General features: G+C 44.1%; 13 protein-coding genes. 4 read left to right on the top strand and 9 right to left on the bottom strand.

Annotated elements, in window-relative coordinates:
• Positions 1–243 precede the first annotated feature (243 nt).
• Positions 244–819, top strand: a complete 576-nt coding sequence (locus tag QUA38_RS02840) for a hypothetical protein (RefSeq protein WP_333159004.1) — start codon at positions 244–246, stop codon at positions 817–819.
• A gap of 56 nt (positions 820–875) precedes the next feature.
• Complete coding sequence (locus QUA38_RS02845; protein WP_333159006.1) at positions 876–1,886, top strand: hypothetical protein; 1,011 nt, start codon at positions 876–878, stop codon at positions 1,884–1,886.
• Here the strand turns inward: QUA38_RS02845 and QUA38_RS02850 are convergent.
• The 4 genes from QUA38_RS02850 to QUA38_RS02865 form a co-directional block, all read right to left on the bottom strand.
• Entirely contained in the window at positions 1,867–2,217 is a 351-nt protein-coding gene (locus QUA38_RS02850; protein ID WP_172186522.1) for a hypothetical protein, read from the bottom strand. The two genes, QUA38_RS02845 and QUA38_RS02850, sit on opposite strands and share 20 nt — an antisense overlap.
• A gap of 64 nt (positions 2,218–2,281) precedes the next feature.
• Positions 2,282–4,312 (bottom strand): bifunctional serine/threonine-protein kinase/formylglycine-generating enzyme family protein, encoded by a 2,031-nt coding sequence (locus QUA38_RS02855; RefSeq protein ID WP_333159008.1) that lies wholly within the window; start codon positions 4,310–4,312, stop codon positions 2,282–2,284.
• Positions 4,313–4,959: 647 nt separating this feature from the next.
• On the bottom strand, positions 4,960–5,388 hold the full coding sequence (locus QUA38_RS02860; protein WP_333159010.1) for an MAPEG family protein: 429 nt from the start codon (positions 5,386–5,388) through the stop codon (positions 4,960–4,962).
• 9 nt (positions 5,389–5,397) lie between these two features.
• On the bottom strand, positions 5,398–5,820 hold the full coding sequence (locus QUA38_RS02865) for a DUF6220 domain-containing protein (protein ID WP_333159012.1): 423 nt from the start codon (positions 5,818–5,820) through the stop codon (positions 5,398–5,400).
• A gap of 92 nt (positions 5,821–5,912) precedes the next feature.
• Between QUA38_RS02865 and QUA38_RS02870 the strand changes: the two genes are divergently transcribed.
• Entirely contained in the window at positions 5,913–6,659 is a 747-nt protein-coding gene (locus tag QUA38_RS02870; RefSeq protein WP_333159014.1) for a LuxR C-terminal-related transcriptional regulator, read from the top strand.
• Between the two features lie 107 nt (positions 6,660–6,766).
• Here QUA38_RS02870 and QUA38_RS02875 read toward each other — a convergent pair whose 3' ends face one another.
• From QUA38_RS02875 to QUA38_RS02885, 3 genes are all read right to left on the bottom strand, one after another.
• Positions 6,767–7,840, bottom strand: coding sequence for a M14 family metallopeptidase (locus tag QUA38_RS02875; RefSeq protein ID WP_333159017.1), 1,074 nt, complete (start codon positions 7,838–7,840; stop codon positions 6,767–6,769).
• A gap of 260 nt (positions 7,841–8,100) precedes the next feature.
• Positions 8,101–8,424 carry a hypothetical protein gene (locus QUA38_RS02880; protein ID WP_333159019.1) on the bottom strand — a complete coding sequence of 108 codons (324 nt, stop codon included), beginning with the start codon at positions 8,422–8,424 and terminating at the stop codon, positions 8,101–8,103.
• A 659-nt stretch (positions 8,425–9,083) separates the two neighbouring features.
• Positions 9,084–9,344, bottom strand: a complete 261-nt coding sequence (locus QUA38_RS02885; protein WP_333159022.1) for a hypothetical protein — start codon at positions 9,342–9,344, stop codon at positions 9,084–9,086.
• Between the two features lie 791 nt (positions 9,345–10,135).
• Between QUA38_RS02885 and QUA38_RS02890 the strand changes: the two genes are divergently transcribed.
• Positions 10,136–15,841, top strand: coding sequence for an AAA family ATPase (locus QUA38_RS02890; RefSeq protein ID WP_333159024.1), 5,706 nt, complete (start codon positions 10,136–10,138; stop codon positions 15,839–15,841).
• 210 nt (positions 15,842–16,051) lie between these two features.
• On the opposite strand, the gene QUA38_RS02895 is transcribed toward QUA38_RS02890, so the two are convergent.
• Together QUA38_RS02895 and QUA38_RS02900 are read right to left on the bottom strand one after the other, a co-directional pair.
• Complete coding sequence (locus tag QUA38_RS02895) at positions 16,052–16,534, bottom strand: quercetin 2,3-dioxygenase (protein WP_333159026.1); 483 nt, start codon at positions 16,532–16,534, stop codon at positions 16,052–16,054.
• Between the two features lie 173 nt (positions 16,535–16,707).
• Positions 16,708–17,187 carry a GNAT family N-acetyltransferase gene (locus tag QUA38_RS02900; protein WP_333159028.1) on the bottom strand — a complete coding sequence of 160 codons (480 nt, stop codon included), beginning with the start codon at positions 17,185–17,187 and terminating at the stop codon, positions 16,708–16,710.
• Positions 17,188–17,339: the final 152 nt, after the last annotated feature.

Genomic DNA, 17,339 nt, shown 5'->3' on the forward strand with positions numbered 1-17,339 from the left:
GAGCTGCCAACCCAACCTACAGAAGAAAAACTAATACCAATTTTCTGTGAAGCTGCATAGAATAGATCCTTGACCCGAAAAGATTTCAGGCTTCCCATTCTATGCAGCTTCACAGAAAATTGGTATTAGTTGATACTGTAGGTTGGGTTTCCTTCCTCAATCCAACACAGGGTGTATCCACGATTTTTCATAGAAACGGGTTTTTTTGCCTTAGTCCTAATCTATTCAGTCTAGCTAAAACCCATGCAAAAATTAACCATAAAATCGACATTTTTACTGTTGTCATTAGTCTTATCTTTAGGACTATCTTTGCCTGCGCGTGCAGATGTGCTGACACCAGGATTTACTAAAGTTTATGCCTGTTTTAAAATTGATAACTTAAATAAATATCCTCAGTATTTATTTATAGCTGTCGTCCGCTCTGTTAACCCGAACCCGACACTCCCAGGTAGTCATAGAATCCTCAAGCCAAATCTGTGTTTTGGTGACCACGGATATCGGATGTATAGCCAAGTTTACGCCCTGCCAAAATCAGCGGTTAAACCTGGAGAAATTCTCGCCGAACAACTTAAAAAATTTGATGAAAAAGATCGACGTTTAATTCCATCAAAACTACAAATTGAGCACTCGCGATCTGTCGCCGCCATCTTCGTTGGGGACATTACGGATGTATTGGAAATTGTTTCTATCAGTAACAACAATCTAGAATTAAGGAAGAAAAGCAGTAATTCTCAAATGTTTATTTTGGGGCTTTTAGTGCTTTCCAGCCCCGTCGTAACAGCTATAGTAATTTTTAGATTGCGCAAGCTGCCTAAATAGTTTCGCTCTAATGCTATCCGTTCTTGCTATAGCAATCCTTGCACCTCATGGAGACAATGGAAACCTTACCGCCAAGACATAAGTTGGTGCTAATAGCAGCAATTGTGCTTGTGCTAGCCTGCGCTCTGATATCAGTTGCTTTGCCACTAGCAACTTACACGATCGCCCTGGCAATGTTTGGACTAGCTCACGTCATCACCGAATTGCGCTATGTTGATGGTCGTTTTAATTCTCGCCTGGGAAACAACTTACGTTTGGGGATGATTTGGCTCCTGCTGCTAATTGTTAGCTTCCGCACCTGCTTTATGCTGGGCTTGATTTCTAGCTTGCAGATCGCACCTTTAGAATTAACTTGCGTTGCGTGCCTAGCAGGATTAGTCGTTCCTAAACTCGCCTTGCGTAGTTGGCTGTGGGGTGCTTTTGGCATAGCAGTGGTGGCGGGAGTGACGGCAGGCATTGCGATCGCGCCTGCTATGTTGCTGTTGGTTTTTAGTATCTTGCACAACCTAACACCAGTTGGTTTCATCGCCGAAAGACTACGAGGCGAACGGCGACAGCGCGCTTTATGCTGCTGTTTGCTAGTTTTTGTTACCATACCGCTGCTAATTCTTTCCGGCTTGCCACACGCCGCCTTAGCTCAACTTCATCTGCTATCTCCCTCAGTTTCGCTGCTGAAAGCAGGGTCACTTTCCTCTCACTTGGGCGTATTTGTACCTCCAGAGCTGCACGGGGAAGCTATGGGCGACCGAGCTTTCTCTGCCGCCGTGTTCCTTCAGTGTATGCACTATGCGGTTGTTCTCGGCGTACTGCCTCACTGGGATGATGCTGCGAGTTGGGCAAAAGCTCGTACTTTCTTTCCTTGGCAAAGGGGCTGGCTGTTTCGCGGGACAGTTGCTATCTTGGGAACACTTTTATTTGTGGCTTTTACTCAATCTTTTACAGGTACTCGCAGCGTTTACTCGTTGGTAGCTGCTATTCATGCTTGGTTAGAAATTCCCATTTTGTTGCTGGCTATAGTTTGTCCTGCGGAAACAGGGTTCATCGAAGTTAAAGCAGTTGGTAGATAGCCAAGCCGCCGAAGAAAGAGGTGGCATTAGCAATTGCTGACAGAAAAAGTCCTTGCCGCCAGCCTATTTTACCTACTAGCGCGTAGAAAGCCCCTTCCGCGATCGTCACAATGATTTCGATCGATCCTGCTCGTTCTGGAAATCTCAAATAGGGAATCAGCATTTGGGAGCCGATCCAAGCTAGGGGATGAGTTACAAGAGTAGCAATGCCAGCGCAGATTAGCAGCAAGAGCAGCTTTTTGTCAGGTCTTGGTTCCATAAGCTGTGCTAACAGCAGAACAGTTGGAACTTCAATTGCTAGCGAAATTAATAGTGCTAAATTTTGGGTCATTTCTTCTAGAGTTACAAAGGTGGGCGATTTTTGAACGCGATAAATAATTGCCCTTGGACTCTTATCACTCAAAACAAACAGCTACTCGAAAACCCACAATACTAGCCTTACAATCCGGCTGATATCTGAGGCGGCACGCGCTGCGACAATTCGGAGGATGATCGTTCCAAGAACCCCCTCGCAACAACCTCAGCGATGAGTCCCCGTCAGACTCCCAAACGCTACCATCTGCAGGCGCACCGTTATAATTATTGTGCCAAGAATCCGCGCACCATTCCCAAACATTTCCGTGGAAATCGTACAATCCGAAAGCATTAGGTTTAAAACTGCCAACATCTGTCGTTTGAAAGCGATAAATTCCCTTCGGTGCTTCAGCGTAATTAGAACTTCCGTTGTAATTTGCTAACTCGCTGGTAATCGTTTCCCCAAAGTGAAACGGTGTCATAGTTTCCCCCCGGCAAGCATATTCCCATTGGGCTTCGCTAGGCAAGCAGTAATTATTACCAGTTTTGCGAGAAAGTCTAGCGCAAAACTCCACAACCTCGTACCAAGATACATTTTCTATAGGTCGATTTGCACCTTTAAAACGAGCAGCATCGGGATTGAGAAAAATTTTAATTTGCGGCAGTGTGGCAACTGCTCTCCACTGGGCCTGAGTGACTGGAAATTTGCCAATATAGAAAGATGCTAAAGTGACTGGGTGCTGGGGTTTTTCGTCGCTGTCACCCCGACTTTTTGGGGAACCCATAAGGAAAGTACCGCCAGGAACAGATACCATTTCCAGCACTGTACTGCTATCAAGATGTTCTTCAAAAAAACGCGCTTTGCCCCTGTTAACATTAGTTTCCTTCCCGCGCTTGTCTACTGTCACCACCTGAAATTCAAAAGTGCTTTTGGCAGCGGCAATTCTCTGCGAGACCTTGTTAATAGGCAGATTGGTATTGGATTTTTCCCTGGGAGAGACTGAGATATTGCTATTGATTTGACTGCTGTGATTGAGCGGAGTATTGATAGCAAGTGGCCCTCCCTTTGTTACAGCAGAATTTAAAGCAAGTGACCCTCCCTTTGTCACTGAAGAATTTAAAGCAAGTTGTCCTCCCTTGATAAAAGGGGGTTGGGGAGGTAAAGAATAGAGATTTAAAGCTTTGATTACTTCATCAGCAGATTTATATCTATTTTTGAGATAATCTTGAATTAACTTATCTAAAATGTTTGTCAACTCGCTGCTGACTTTTGTACCGACTGGTAACCGTTCTCTCCAAATCCAGCCTCCATTTATCGGGTCATAAAGGTCATCGGAACCGTCAATTTTTGGCAAGCATTGAGTTAGCAGTCTCAGGCAAGTTATCCCCAAACTGTACAAATCGCTTCCGGGGAAAACTTGACCGCGCATTTGTTCTATCGGCGAATATCCGGGCGTTCCTACTGTCGTGCCTACTTTGCTCATCAGGGAGCCCGTCACTTGTTTGGAAATGCCGAAATCTATCAAAACTAACTCTCCCCGCCCTCCCCTTCGGAAAGCTGAATTCCGAAAATTTCCCGCCTTTGGCAGGGATGAGCTAACAGAGGTGCGACGCCGCATGATATTCTCAAGTTTGATGTCTCGATGAATGACATGGCGATCGTGTACAAATTTTAAAATCGGCAGTACATCTGCAAGTAACTGCCAAATCTTTTCTTCGCTAAAAACACCCTGCTGAGTTAATTCAGCCAGTAAAGTTTGCCCCTCAATCAACTCTTGTACTAAATAAAGTCGCTTGTCTTGCTCAAAATAAGCAATTAATCGAGGAATTTGGGGATGTTCGCCGAGTTCGTAAAGTCGTTTCGCTTCTTGTTGAAACAATTCGGCAGCTTTTTCAAGTGCTGAGGTTCCTTGAAATTGCGGTACAAACTGCTTGATTACGCAGGGATCGTCCATGCGATCCGTATCTACCGCTTCATAAGTTCTGCCAAATCCCCCTTCGCCCAACAGTCGAATCACGCGGTAGCGGTTTCTGAAGAGAGGCGTGAGGTCGGACTGGCCGCAACTTTGACAGAATTTAGAATTGTCGGGATTGAAAGGATTGGAGCAACTTGGATTAGAACAGTAGAACATATCTGGGAAGAAATGATCTGGTTAAAGTTATGATATCATGTCGTGTTGATTTGTTAATTGATATTCGGCTGGTAATTGATAATCGGTAATCGGTAATCGGTAATCGGTAATCGTTAATAGGTGGGTATTACCCCTCATTTGTGCGCTCCGAAGATATTCTGACTTGGGAATTATAACTTGCTGACTCGCTCACGATTCTTTAACGCCGGTATTCCTCGCCACATTCGCAAATCAACTGACATCAATCCCTAGATTTCTTAAACATTTGGTGAATCAGATGACATCTGCAGCCTCTCGCATCAAAGCAAAAACCCTAGAATTATCTGCTAAATGTTAGAAAGCAGGTATCAAGATATTTAAAAATAAATTCCGATCGCACTTTTAGCATGGATATTTTCGTGAGATCCAGACACCTGGCACATTCCGTTTAATACACGCTTAAATTGGGAGTAAACTGCGATCGGCTGATATATGTAAACTTATCGTAATTGGGGGAATCAATAATCTATTCACAGATGCCAGTATAGTACAACTCGGCGATCGCCCAAACCAAAAAGCGATCGCACTCTCCGTATAAAAATAAGACTATAAACTAACAGAGCGATCGCACCGAATTGAATAGCGATCGCTCTACGGTAATAGCGTACCTACGTGCCAAAGTGGATAATGGCTGCGCGGATCGCGATGAACCACACCGCGAGCGTGGCAAATAGGTAAAGGTAGAACCGAAGTATGATGAGATTGAATGTGCAATGGACAGCACTATGCAATGTGCGAAACCCAACGAAGACCCACGCGGCGTTTACATACACTGTATCCACCTGCTTTGTGATGAAGAGGTATAGGACAAGTGCATAGAAAAGCACCGGAATCTCGAACAGATTTTTTAGGTTATCCGATGGATTGGATACGCTTGGTGGCGAGATTTGTGCCAGTGCGCCCGCTACAGCAAAATCCTTTTGGCAGAGCTTTCTACTGGTGATAAAACTGATACGGCGGATGTACATATACACCCAGACTACGAGTGTAAGAAACACTGTGGCAAAGAAGGGAGTGAAGATTGCATCTTGCGTCATTTCTACCTCTCAAATTTGATTATTTTGATAGTTGGTGGACGATAAAGTGCGCGATATGTGATGTACAAGGCTTGAAGAAACATAGAGTAACGTAAATCCAATTAGAGGATGGAGTATCTCTAGGTGAAGAGGACTTTTGAGATGAATGCTGGCAAATTGTAGTCCAAGCAGCACTGGCAAACTTGTGGTGAAATGTCGTATTCTACGTGAGAATGGGGCGATAAACGACCATCCCAGTAATACTAATGACAGCCCACTGTACCCTCGCACTAGCCAAACATGAATATTCCACCATGCAGGATTATTGAAGTAGGCAACTCCAACCGTCAATAACTGAGCAATTAAGCAGACATTAAAGACTATTGAAGTCGCATAAAAGCCGATCGCCATCCAAGGTGTAGGAGCGCGGTCGAGTTCCAAATCGGTTGTCATGTCAATTTGTTTTTGAGATTATAACGGTAATATAATTCGAGTATTGCAATGCTTCTAGACCTCGATCGGGTACTCTTTTTGACACCATGAGCATGACAAGTCCCTTGCAGATTTTATTTGAAGCGATCGACCAGGTGAAGGATGAACAAGAGCTGCGATCGCAAATCGTGCCCAAAATCGGTGAGTATTTTGCAGCTAAACGATCTGGAATCTTTTTCTTCGATCGACTTCCTTTAGCAGATAGCAATTTTCAGAAAACATTGAAAGTTGCGCTATCGATCGAACATAATCCTGTTGCACGTTATTTAGTGGAGCGCCATGCTCCTGTCCATGAAGCATTAGTGACATCATCACCCAAGGTTTGGACAATAATTTGTCCCCGCCCCGATCATTGGCACGTGATGGCGGGGCCGATTGTCAGTCGCGGTCAATTAATGGGTGTAGTGGGTTGTACGCGCGATCGGTCAATGCCCGCCTTTGATACACAAAATCTAGCGGATTTGAGTGCGATCTGTTTGCATTTGTCTGTTTGGGCTGCAACAGTGCGCGAAGCGAAGCTATCCCGTAGGGCATCGCAACACCAACCTTTCAAGAGCTCAGGCCTAACCCCTCGTGAATTGCAAATTGCCGAATTGGTTGCTTTAGGGCGAACCAACGCAGGAATCGGGAGGGAACTTTGGATTACTGAGAACTCAGTGAAGCAAGCTTTGAAGCGAATGTTCCGTAAGCTTGAGGTTTCGTCTCGTGCAGAAATGGTTGCACAGCTTTCAGCGACCAAATATAATTTGCCAAATGTAAAAAGCTCTCCATCCAACTTGATGCAGAACACCCACCAATAAACTTAACGCTATAAACCCTGAGAGCGATCGCATTGAATTGAAGGGCGATCGATCTACTGGTATTTTTAATGTATTGAGTATTGCGATCGCTTACCGTCGCAACTCCTTCAGTCCATCAACGCTCGTTTACAAACATCAAGTCCTTGAGTTAAGCATTGTTCTCGCCACTTGCGAGATCTGGGTGCAAACATTTCTACCAACTGGTTTTTTGTCCATTCATAGTTCTGGTCTGACTTACCCCACCAGTAAGCACGATTCTCCGCCCGCAATGCCTTCAAGACTTTAATCGTTGAGTAAGTGCCAAATTCTGCAGTTAGTAAATCATAGCGACACTCTGCTAGAAGAGCTTGGCACCAAGTTTTTAATCCACCGCGAATTGGATATGACACACCTTCTGTATTGTTCGGTTCTATTGTTTCTGCTCCAAATCGTTGAGCTAGTCTTGAACAAGATTCTGATGTTGCAGAGCCGTCAAACAAAAGCTTATAAGTTCCCCAGCGTCCTAAACCTGTGTGGAAATCAATATGCACTACCTCAGAAGCATTACCAATCCATTGGGGCAAATTGCTAGCTAGAATCTCTTGAGTTTTGGATGGAGCATGACCGCCAAAAAACAGCCCCTTTGGAAAATCGTATTGCCCTACAGGAAAAGTGTTCTTCAAACTCGTCATTCCATATCTCAAAATCAGCCAGAGAGATTGAAAAATATAAGGTTCAAAGCGTGATGGCGACGACTTTGGATTTAGAAAGGAATTGAATTTAGGATAATCCTTTGGGCTGCTATCAAAAACTTCTTCAGATAATAAAAAGTTACGGTTTAAGTCTATGTTGTTTTCATTCCAACGTCGTCGCCATGCAAAACCATAAGGATTCAGAGCATGAATAAATATAACCTTAAAATCAGGTGACAACGATTTGAGAAGTTGGTGATTTTCTAACAAGGTAAGTTGAATTGCAGAACCCAAAAAGCCTTCGACTCCATGCAAGCCACTAGAAATAACTACACATCGTCGTGGGTTGGAAGAACCACCGATAGCCACATCAATAGTTAATTCTTCACCAGTTGGACTAACCTGATCGATTGGATAGGCAGTGTGCTGATAACCCACAGATGAAGATGCTGCTCGAAATCGCTCTCGTGCCGTAATGTAGTTGGGTGAAAATGCTTCTGAATAGCTCATAAATCTTGATTAACCACCAGTAAGCTTACAACTACGCTTCAACAAATAACTTAGAGCGTATAAGTATTAATTATACTGTAGTTGCTGTCTAACACTTCGAGCGCCCAAACCAATATCACACTATCCATAGGACAATAAGGCTAGAAACTCAGAGAGCGATCGCACCGCATTAAAGAGCGATCGCCCCCAGGTAATTTTGAAGTATGGGGTTGTGCGATCGAGTGTGGGAAACTACCATTCATCAAATGAATGATTAAATATTACTTTGTAGTCTGGGGCAGCAATTGATTTAGTGCACCACACAAGTATCCCTTCACCGTGTCTTTACTTGCACCCACCCCGCTGGGAAGGGTAAAGATCATCTCAACATTTAATAGATTTCCGTCCATTGAGGCAAATACATCAATTGGCAAAGCACGCTGAAATGCTGTGGCGGGATTTTCGGCTTTCATTACACCTAAGTTCAGATCCGTGCTGAGAGTCTTGATGCCTTCGCGGGCCAAAATGGGTCGTAATTGGGAAAATGCTCTCTCTATCGATAGCCCCTCAACCTGAATACGTGCAGAAAAGGCGGCACCATTCAAAAAGTCCCCCTTTTTTTGAAAGCTTTCCTCACAGGTTGTGGCAACAGCGGGGGTAGCTAAGCATATGAGAGCTAGAGTCAAGACAAGTGAGCGCATATTAGCTTACTTATAATAATGAAACAATCATCAAGATCATGATGCACCATCATAGGATAATTTAGCAAGTGATGCAAATGCCTTCGATGGTTTTTAGTATGAGTTGCAGTCCGGTTAGTATTTGCTGTTACTCTAGCAACTAGAGCAACTAGAAGAATTAAGGGTAAAGACTAAAAGGGCGATCGTACTGAATAGAAAATCGATTAAATCTGTGGTGGCATTTAAATTGTCTCTCAAAAGAACCAAAGTCTTGTGGGGATTAAGATTGGGTCATCTCTCCCGCCCTGAGTATACAATTTAAATGCGCGACAGCTTAAGGCTGAATTCTGATTTCTCAACAACATTTCGCTCGCTTCACGTAGGTTTGTTTGTAGCTCATCTAAAGTTTATCCTGGAGAATTCGCTCTCTTAAAAATCCGTAATATAGGCTACAGACAAACCAGTCTCATGCTCTTCCGATCGACCGGACTGAAAGTTCTGATAACGTTAAACTTAAACAGCTTGAATTACAAGCACAATCGAATCAAACTAAGTTTAGCATCTATCAACCACTCTACGTCAAATTATTTAGATAGACGCTCCATGACACCAGCTAGAGATCCACCAATGTTAGTAGATCCAATACGGCTCTCCAAAAGTATAGAATTTGGATATTTCGCACTCACATAATCCGCAGCGTGTAAACCATTTTTATCAACTTTATAGCCGCCTGTTTTTTTATCAATGATGACCATCTTGCCAACATTTTCTTCTAAGTCACTTTTGGGGTGGAGGCTGCTTTCATACAAATGTTTCGCACGACGCGGGACTTCTCCACGACTCACAAAGATTATTTACATACATTCCATTTTTGGTAATTTTTGATACTGGTACGGAAGTAACCTGTATTACGAGAATTCACCAGGTTTCTGGAGCGAGTTGTTGGGTTTTATCTGCGTGATACATAGTCAGTAGCACTGCAAGTTTGGCAACAGCGTCGGGAGAACGAGTATTTGCTGGTTCCGATCTGGGATCACCTTTAACTTATTCCATAATCGCGTCTTGCTCACTTACAGACTAGGTATTCAACTTAGCGATGATCGGACGCTCAAGTAACTAATTTCTGGCTAGCACACTCTTACGATAGACCTCTTAAAAAAGCAGGCAAGGCGATCGCGACCTGTACACTGTTAAAATCAATGATCGCACCCGGTCGAATTACTGCAAATATGTTGTAGTAGGATATATAATCCTAAGTTAGAATAATTCAGGCTCAGACACATAATCAGCTACTGGGATGTAAAAAATCTAAAGTTTCAAAAAACTTGAAGCGTCTGGGCCGAGTACGCCCAGAGAACTTTAAACATATGCTTTAGGTAGTGCGATCGCATAATTTATCTGGATGCGCTGGGACAAGCACCAATTCTTGGTTTTCCAACTCCAGCACAGGTATTATAGTTAAACATTAGACCATCATGCACTTTAGCCTTGAATGAGCGGAGAAAATATTGCCACTTGCTAACAAGCTGATGCTCTGCTCGTTTAAGTTTTCCCAACAGGCGATCGAACATAGCTGTCTCAGGTTCCCATATATCAATTCCATGCCTGAATAATCGGACTCATCGAAAAAAAAAATATGAAAACCACGCTGCCCGGTTACAAACTCTTATCGTTGCCCCTTCATGAAGGTGTCAATACAGTTATTTATCGGGGGGTTCGGGAGTCCGAGCCAACTCAGGTTATAGTAAAAACCCTCAAAGCCGAGTATCCCACAATAGAAGAAATCGCGCGGTTGAGACATGAATATAAAATCCTCAAAACTCTCGACATGACAGGGATTGTCAAAGCTCACTCTTTGGAAAAGCATAATAACGGTCTGGCGCTGATATTAGAAGATTTTGGGGGGAAATCTCTGAAAAACCTAATCGCAGCTAAACACCTTGAAATAAGCGAATTTCTAAGTCTGGCAATTCATCTGGCAGAGACCGTAGCTCATCTGCATGAAAATAAGATTATCCATAAAGATATTAAACCGCAGAATATCATTATCAACTCCAAAACAGCTCAAATTAAAATTATAGATTTTAGCATTTCCACGTACCTAGAGCGAGAAAACCAGAGCCTCAGCAATCCCAACTTGCTAGAAGGCACCCTCGCCTATATGTCTCCAGAGCAAACCGGGCGGATGAATCGCTCAATTGACTACCGCACCGACTTTTACTCATTAGGTGTCACCTTTTATGAAATTCTGACTGGAAAGCTGCCCCATCAAGCTACCGACCCCCTGGAATTAATTCACTGCCATATCGCTAAAAGACCAGTGCCACCCCATCAGCAAATCGGTGAGATTCCAGAAGCGATTTCTGACATCGTAATGAAATTATTAGCCAAAACCGCTGAAGACAGATACCAAAGCGCTCTGGGACTAAAAGCTGACCTAGAAACCTGCCGTCATCAACTGCAAACCCATGGGAAAATTGGCAACTTCTCAATCGGTAAGAGGGATAAATTTGGACAATTTCTCATCCCGCAAAAGCTCTATGGTCGCGAGCAAGAAGTAGCCACTTTGATGGAAGCCTTTGAGCGAGTCTCCGGCGGAAACAGCGAAATGATGCTAGTGAGCGGTTACTCAGGGATTGGCAAATCTTCTTTAGTGAATGAAGTTCAAAAACCCATTCTCCGCCAGCGCGGCTATTTTATATCTGGTAAATTTGACCAATTAAAGCGCAATATTCCTTATGCTTCTTTGATTCAAGCTTTCGCCGGATTGATGCGACATCTGTTAACAGAAAGTTCGGAAAAACTAGCCATTTGGAAACAGCAAATTTTAGAAGCATTAGGCTCCAATGGCCAAGTCATAGTAGATGTCATTCCCGAAGTAGAACTGATTGTCGGCCCTCAAAGAGCTGTTCCGCAATTGGGGCCATCTGAATCCGAGAATCGCTTTAATCGCGTGTTTAAAGAATTCATTCATGTATTTACTAAACCCTCACACCCGCTCGTTGTCTTTTTGGATGACTTACAGTGGGCAGATTCCGCATCGCTCAAGTTGATTCATCTGCTGATTTGTGACCCTGACAGCCAATATTTACTGCTGATGGGAGCCTATCGAGATAACGAAGTTAGTCCCAGGCATCCGTTGATGCTGACGTTGGAGGAGATTCAAAAGAATGGAGCGGTTGTAAATAATATCACCCTCCGTCCTTTGGATATTGGCAACGTCAGCTTGCTGGTAGCGGATACCCTGAATGAGTCTTCCGCGCCGAGAAACCGGGTTTCTGAATTGGCCGAGCTACTTTTCAATAAAACTCAGGGGAATCCTTTCTTCTTGACTCAGATGTTCGCTACTCTGCATCAAGAAAAGCTATTGACCTTTGAATTCAGTGCTGGGTGCTGGCATTGGTCATTGAACCAAATTCAAGCAGTAGGCATCACGGATTATAATGTCGTCGAACTGATTGCCAGAAATATTCAAAAACTCCCGGAGGAGACGCAGGAGGTCTTAAAATTAGCCGCCTGTATTGGAGACAAGTTTAATTTAGACGTTCTGGCTATTGTCAATGAAAAATCTCAGTCAGAAACGGCGGCTGATTTGTGGGAAGCACTTCAGGCTGGCTTGGTTTTGCCCCTGAGCGAAGCCTACAAAATCCCTCTCGTTTTTACCTCCGATGAAATGAGCAGGGAAGTAAAGGAGAGAAGATCTCCAGATTCTCCTCTGCTATCATGCTCACCTGGTCCTTTGCCTTACAGTCATCACGCGCCTATCGCTTACAAATTTCTCCATGACCGGGTGCAGCAAGCGGCGTATTCTCTTATTCCAGAATCTCAGAAACAACAGACCCACCTAAAAATTGGTGAACTGCTACTGGAGCATACTCCAGCAGACGAGATTGAAGAAAATATTTTTGAGATTGTCAATCAGTTAAATGTTGGGGCTGACTTCATCACGGAGCAGGCAGAAAAAGATCGTCTAGCCGGATTAAATTTAATAGCTGGTCGAAAAGCCAAAGCAGCGTCAGCTTATGAAGCTGCTGTCACGCAACTAAGAGTAGGGTTAGAACTCTTGGCAGAAAACAGTTGGCAGAGTAACTACGATCTGACACTAGCACTCTATGTAGAAGCGGTGGAAGCAGAATATATTAATACCAATTACGAAAAGTCAGCAAGAATTGCTGAAGTTGTTCTGCAACAAGCTAGCACCCTGCTCGAAAAAGTGAAAGTATACGAGCTACAAATCCAGTATTATATGGCCCAAAATCAGATGTTAAAAGCCATAGATACTGGACTGCAAGTGCTGGATATGCTGGGTGTTTCCTTGTCAAATGACGAGGGTAACGGGGGTTTTCTGGTTGAGTTGCCAGATATCGCAGACTTAGACAATATCCCAGAGATGACAGACCCTTACAAAATAGCAGCTTTAAGTATACTGACTTCTCTTATTTCTCCTGTTCTTACTGCTAAACCTGCAATTTTGCTCCCACTTGCAGTGACTTTGGTTAAAATCTGCATGGAGTATGGTCATTCGCCCTTTGCTGCTTTTGCGTATGCTTTTTATAGTGTAATACTGTGCTCGGTAATAGGGGATATAGATGCCGGGTATCAGTCTGGTAAATTGGCATTAAAGTTGTTGAATAAATTTAATGCCAACTCCCTTAAATGTAAAGTTAATCAATTATTTTATGGCATAGTTATACACTGGAAAGAGCCAGCTAAAAAAGCTTTGCTCCCCTTACTATCAGCGTTTCAAAGTGGACTGGAAACTGGAGATATAGAATATGCAGGTTATTGTGTTACTGTCTATTGTGCGAGCATATTTTTAACGGGTGAACAATTAGACCTTGTAGAAGAGGCACAAGAGCAATATCTTGATTTAGCGCTCAAACTAAAACAAGATTATTCTATCTATTACATCCAGATATTTCACCAATTGACGCTAAATCTTCAAAATGAATCTGAGGCCAAATGTCAGTTGGTAGGCAAAAGTTTTAATGAAACACAAATGTTGCCTGTTTTTATTGAAACTAACAATAGAATTTTGCTGTTTATTACTTATCTAGCCAAGACCATTCTCTTCTATCTATTTAAAGAACCAAAGAATGCCGTTGCCAACGCCAGTTTAGCTGCAGAGCACGCAGCCAGCGTGATTGGAATGGTAGTTTCTGCTCCTCACAACTTCTATTATTCCCTCGCTCTACTCGCTGTTTATCCTCAAGCTTCACACGCCGAACAACAACAATACATCAGCTTAGTTGAAGCTAATCAAGAAAAAATGCAGAAATGGGCATTTCATGCCCCGTCTAACTTCCAGCATAAGTACGAGTTAGTGGAGGCAGAGAAAGCACGGGTATTGGGAAAAATAGGAAAAGCGATGGAGTATTATGACGCCAGCATTCAAGGAGCCAGACAACAGGGATACATTCAGGAAGAAGCCCTAGCTAATGAACGGGCAGCCGAGTTTTATTTCTCTCGCGGCCGGGAGAAGATAGCGGAGATTTATTTGACAGATGCTTACTATGGCTATATTCGCTGGGGAGCGAAAACAAAAGTGCAGGATTTATCAGAAGAATATCCTGAATTCTTCTCGCGAATACTGACTAAAGAAGCCCCCAGCTTCGACGTATCCCGGACGACGTGCTCGACGACTACGGGGAGTTTTGCAGCACTGGATTTCGCCTCTGTGATGAAATCTTCTCAAGCTATTTCTGGCGAAATTGTTCTGGAAAGTCTGCTTTCTAAGTTATTGGAAATTGCGATTGAGAATGCTGGGGCTGAAAAAAGCTACTTAATTTTAGAAAAAGATGGTCAACTGGTGGTAGAAGGAACGGCAAGCATAGGTAATAATGAGGTAGTGGTGCTGCAATCGACACCAATAGAAACGAGCCATAAATTGCCCTTTTCTCTCCTCAATTATGTGGCTAGAACTCAGAAGAATGTGGTTTTAAATGATGCGAGTCAGGAGGGAATTTTTACCACGGATAGCTATATAGTTAACGCCCAACCCAAGTCAGTTTTATGTATGCCGATCGTCCATAAAGGAAAGCTCATTGGTCTGCTTTACTTGGAAAATAATCTGACAACGAGCGCGTTTACTCCCGATCGCCTGGAAGTTTTAACCGTGCTTTGTTCTCAAGCGGCGATTTCCCTGGAAAATGCGCGACTCTATGCCAATTTGTCTGAGGCGACGGACAACCTGAAACAAGCCAATGAGCAATTAGAAGATTACAGCCGGACTTTAGAACATAAAGTGGAAGAGAGGACGCAGGAATTAAACGCAAAAAATCTGCTCCTGAGCCAGGAAGTTCGCGATCGCGTGCAGATAGAGCAAGCTCTGCGAATATCAGAAGCGCAATTAAAAAAACAAGCCGAACAACTAGAGCTTTCTTTCCAAGAACTCAAGCGCACCCAGACCCAGCTAATTCAGACTGAGAAAATGTCCTCCCTCGGACAGATGGTGGCAGGGGTGGCGCACGAAATCAATAACCCGATTAACTTCATATATGGCAACCTGACTCACGTCAAGACTTACAGTGAAGACATACTAGGACTGGTGAAACTCTATCAAGAACAATACCCCCATCCCACAGCAGCGATTGTTGAGGATATTGAGGCAATCGAATTAGATTTCTTGATGGAAGACTTACCCAAAGTGCTGGATTCGATGAAGGTGGGGGCAGACCGAATTCGCGAAATTGTCCTCTCCCTGCGAAACTTCTCGCGACTGGATGAAGCGGAAATGAAAGAGGTCGATATCCATGAGGGCATCGATAACACCCTACTGATTTTGCAGCACCGACTGCAAGCCAAATTAGACCAGTCTGCCATTCAAATCATTAAAGACTACGGCCCGCTGCCGCTGGTGGAGTGCTATGCCGGCCAACTGAACCAGGTGTTTGTAAATTTACTGGCAAATGCGATTGACACTCTCAATGACCAAAGGGGACCGCGCACGATCGCAATCCGCACCTCAGTAGGGTATGGGGAAGAAAAATCCCCGATTTCCAATCCCCCCCTTGCGGAAAGCTCTACAGATTCTTCGGCTGAGGTGGATTCCCCCAACCTCGCCCTGGCCAGGAAAGCTCCCCAATTTGTTGTGATTCGCATTTGCGACAATGGCCGCGGTATGACAGAGGAAGTGAATCGACGGCTGTTCGACCCGTTCTTCACGACGAAACCCGTAGGGAAGGGCACGGGTCTGGGGCTGTCAATCAGCTACCAGATTGTGGTAGAAAAACACCGCGGACAGTTGAAGTGTGTTTCTCATCCCGGTGAGGGGGCAGAGTTCATCATTCAGATTCCTATTCGACAGGACTATCAAAAATTGGCTTTACAAAGCAAAACCTGATGAGTAGTTGTTATTGGTATTTCCATTCGTCTCTCTACAGGACTAAGTTGGAGGTATAGAATGCGATCGCGAAATTAGATTTCAACCGGGGAATCTAGCACTCACACTTCACTGTCCAAGGATTGGTCGTACCCGCAATCTCTCTTCAGTTCCAATTAGAATCTCCAACGATTAGCCTTTATTTGATTACAACCTGTAGCTTATAAGGACTTACGCTTCAGGGGGTAAGATTGTGAGTCCATATTTGGGTGCAGTCGCTAGCAGTTTATCGATCGCAGCTTGATCGGGCACAGGTGGATTGAGCGGATCGGCTACAGGTCTCCCAACTTCAGCAAAAAACATCTCCAAACCAGCAGGTGTTATCCAACACAACATTCGCGATCGCGCCGTTCCAGTATTTTTGAAACTGTGTTTTTGTCCCCTGGGAGAATGTAAGAACGTACCCGGTGTTGCCAAAATAGTTTGGTCATCTAAGCGAAACTCGACTTCACCCTCAAGAACGTAAAACGCTTCATCTTCACGGCTATGAATATGGGGAGGCGTACCGACATCAGGATTACATAAAATCTCAATCAGCGCATATTGCCCCTGAGTGTTCTGCCCCAATGCCTTGAACGTGACAGCATCACCGGCAACTGTCAAAACATCGCCTTCGTGAGGCATCATGACTATTCCTTGTTGGTTTAGAGTCATCTGAGCTCCTCGTTTCTGCTACACGAGCGGTGTACAAGTAGAGTTTTCGATTTGAATTTAGTGGAATTACGGCCTAGCTTTGGGGCTATTTGAATTACCACTTCACTCATAAGAGCGGGGGCTCGCATTAAGTTGAAGTATACAATGCGCGAGCGAAATCAACACATCTGCACTTAGAGCTTCTTGAAGTATCTGGCCACTGGGAATAGCTTGAAGCCCACCTTTTCATAGGTGTGACGGGCTCTTTCATGGCCGGGATCGCCCCCAGTCTCAACCATAGCAATAGACATCCCCGCATCTTTCATCCAATCCAGAGCGAATTCTATCAAAGCACTACCAATGCCGCGACCTTGAAAGTCTGGATCGACAGCAACCATGTAGATTTCACCCATGCTGTCCTCTGAGTGTAGTTTCACCGCCACAAAGCCCACAGTATAAGCGGCATCGATCGCAACCCATACATTTGTGTCCTCCGCAGCACAGACATCCTCGACAGCTTTTTGCTGGCTCACACGCCAATGATTGGGATAGAATGCCTGGTACACATCAGCGTTCATCGCTTTCTGAATCGAATCAAAGACTGGGGTCCATGCCCGAAGCGAAAGACGAATAACAGCATCAAGGTGGCGAGGGTCGTAGGGTTCAACTTGCATTCCCACATGAACTCCTGTTAACTCTGAAAGCTGGCGTTGCTGAATAAAAGTATGAATTCAAGATTTCCCAATAGCTATAAGCGAAAAGTTGATTCATACCGTGAATCGGCCAAGCCCAAAGTTTTATCATAGCTTAGTCGGCTGCAAGTGCT

This window comes from Microcoleus sp. Pol12B4, from assembly GCF_036701385.1.
Classification (GTDB): domain Bacteria; phylum Cyanobacteriota; class Cyanobacteriia; order Cyanobacteriales; family Microcoleaceae; genus Microcoleus.

Excerpts from the sequence above, each read along its gene's own strand:
- QUA38_RS02840 (WP_333159004.1), top strand. The coding sequence starts at position 244 with ATGCAAAAATTAACCATAAAATCGACATTTTTACTGTTGTCATTAGTC.
- QUA38_RS02845 (WP_333159006.1), top strand. The coding sequence starts at position 876 with ATGGAAACCTTACCGCCAAGACATAAGTTGGTGCTAATAGCAGCAATT.
- QUA38_RS02850 (WP_172186522.1), bottom strand. The coding sequence starts at position 2,217 with ATGACCCAAAATTTAGCACTATTAATTTCGCTAGCAATTGAAGTTCCA.
- QUA38_RS02855 (WP_333159008.1), bottom strand. The coding sequence starts at position 4,312 with ATGTTCTACTGTTCTAATCCAAGTTGCTCCAATCCTTTCAATCCCGAC.
- QUA38_RS02860 (WP_333159010.1), bottom strand. The coding sequence starts at position 5,388 with ATGACGCAAGATGCAATCTTCACTCCCTTCTTTGCCACAGTGTTTCTT.
- QUA38_RS02865 (WP_333159012.1), bottom strand. The coding sequence starts at position 5,820 with ATGACAACCGATTTGGAACTCGACCGCGCTCCTACACCTTGGATGGCG.
- QUA38_RS02870 (WP_333159014.1), top strand. The coding sequence starts at position 5,913 with ATGACAAGTCCCTTGCAGATTTTATTTGAAGCGATCGACCAGGTGAAG.
- QUA38_RS02875 (WP_333159017.1), bottom strand. The coding sequence starts at position 7,840 with ATGAGCTATTCAGAAGCATTTTCACCCAACTACATTACGGCACGAGAG.
- QUA38_RS02890 (WP_333159024.1), top strand. The coding sequence starts at position 10,136 with ATGAAAACCACGCTGCCCGGTTACAAACTCTTATCGTTGCCCCTTCAT.
- QUA38_RS02895 (WP_333159026.1), bottom strand. The coding sequence starts at position 16,534 with ATGACTCTAAACCAACAAGGAATAGTCATGATGCCTCACGAAGGCGAT.
- QUA38_RS02900 (WP_333159028.1), bottom strand. The coding sequence starts at position 17,187 with ATGCAAGTTGAACCCTACGACCCTCGCCACCTTGATGCTGTTATTCGT.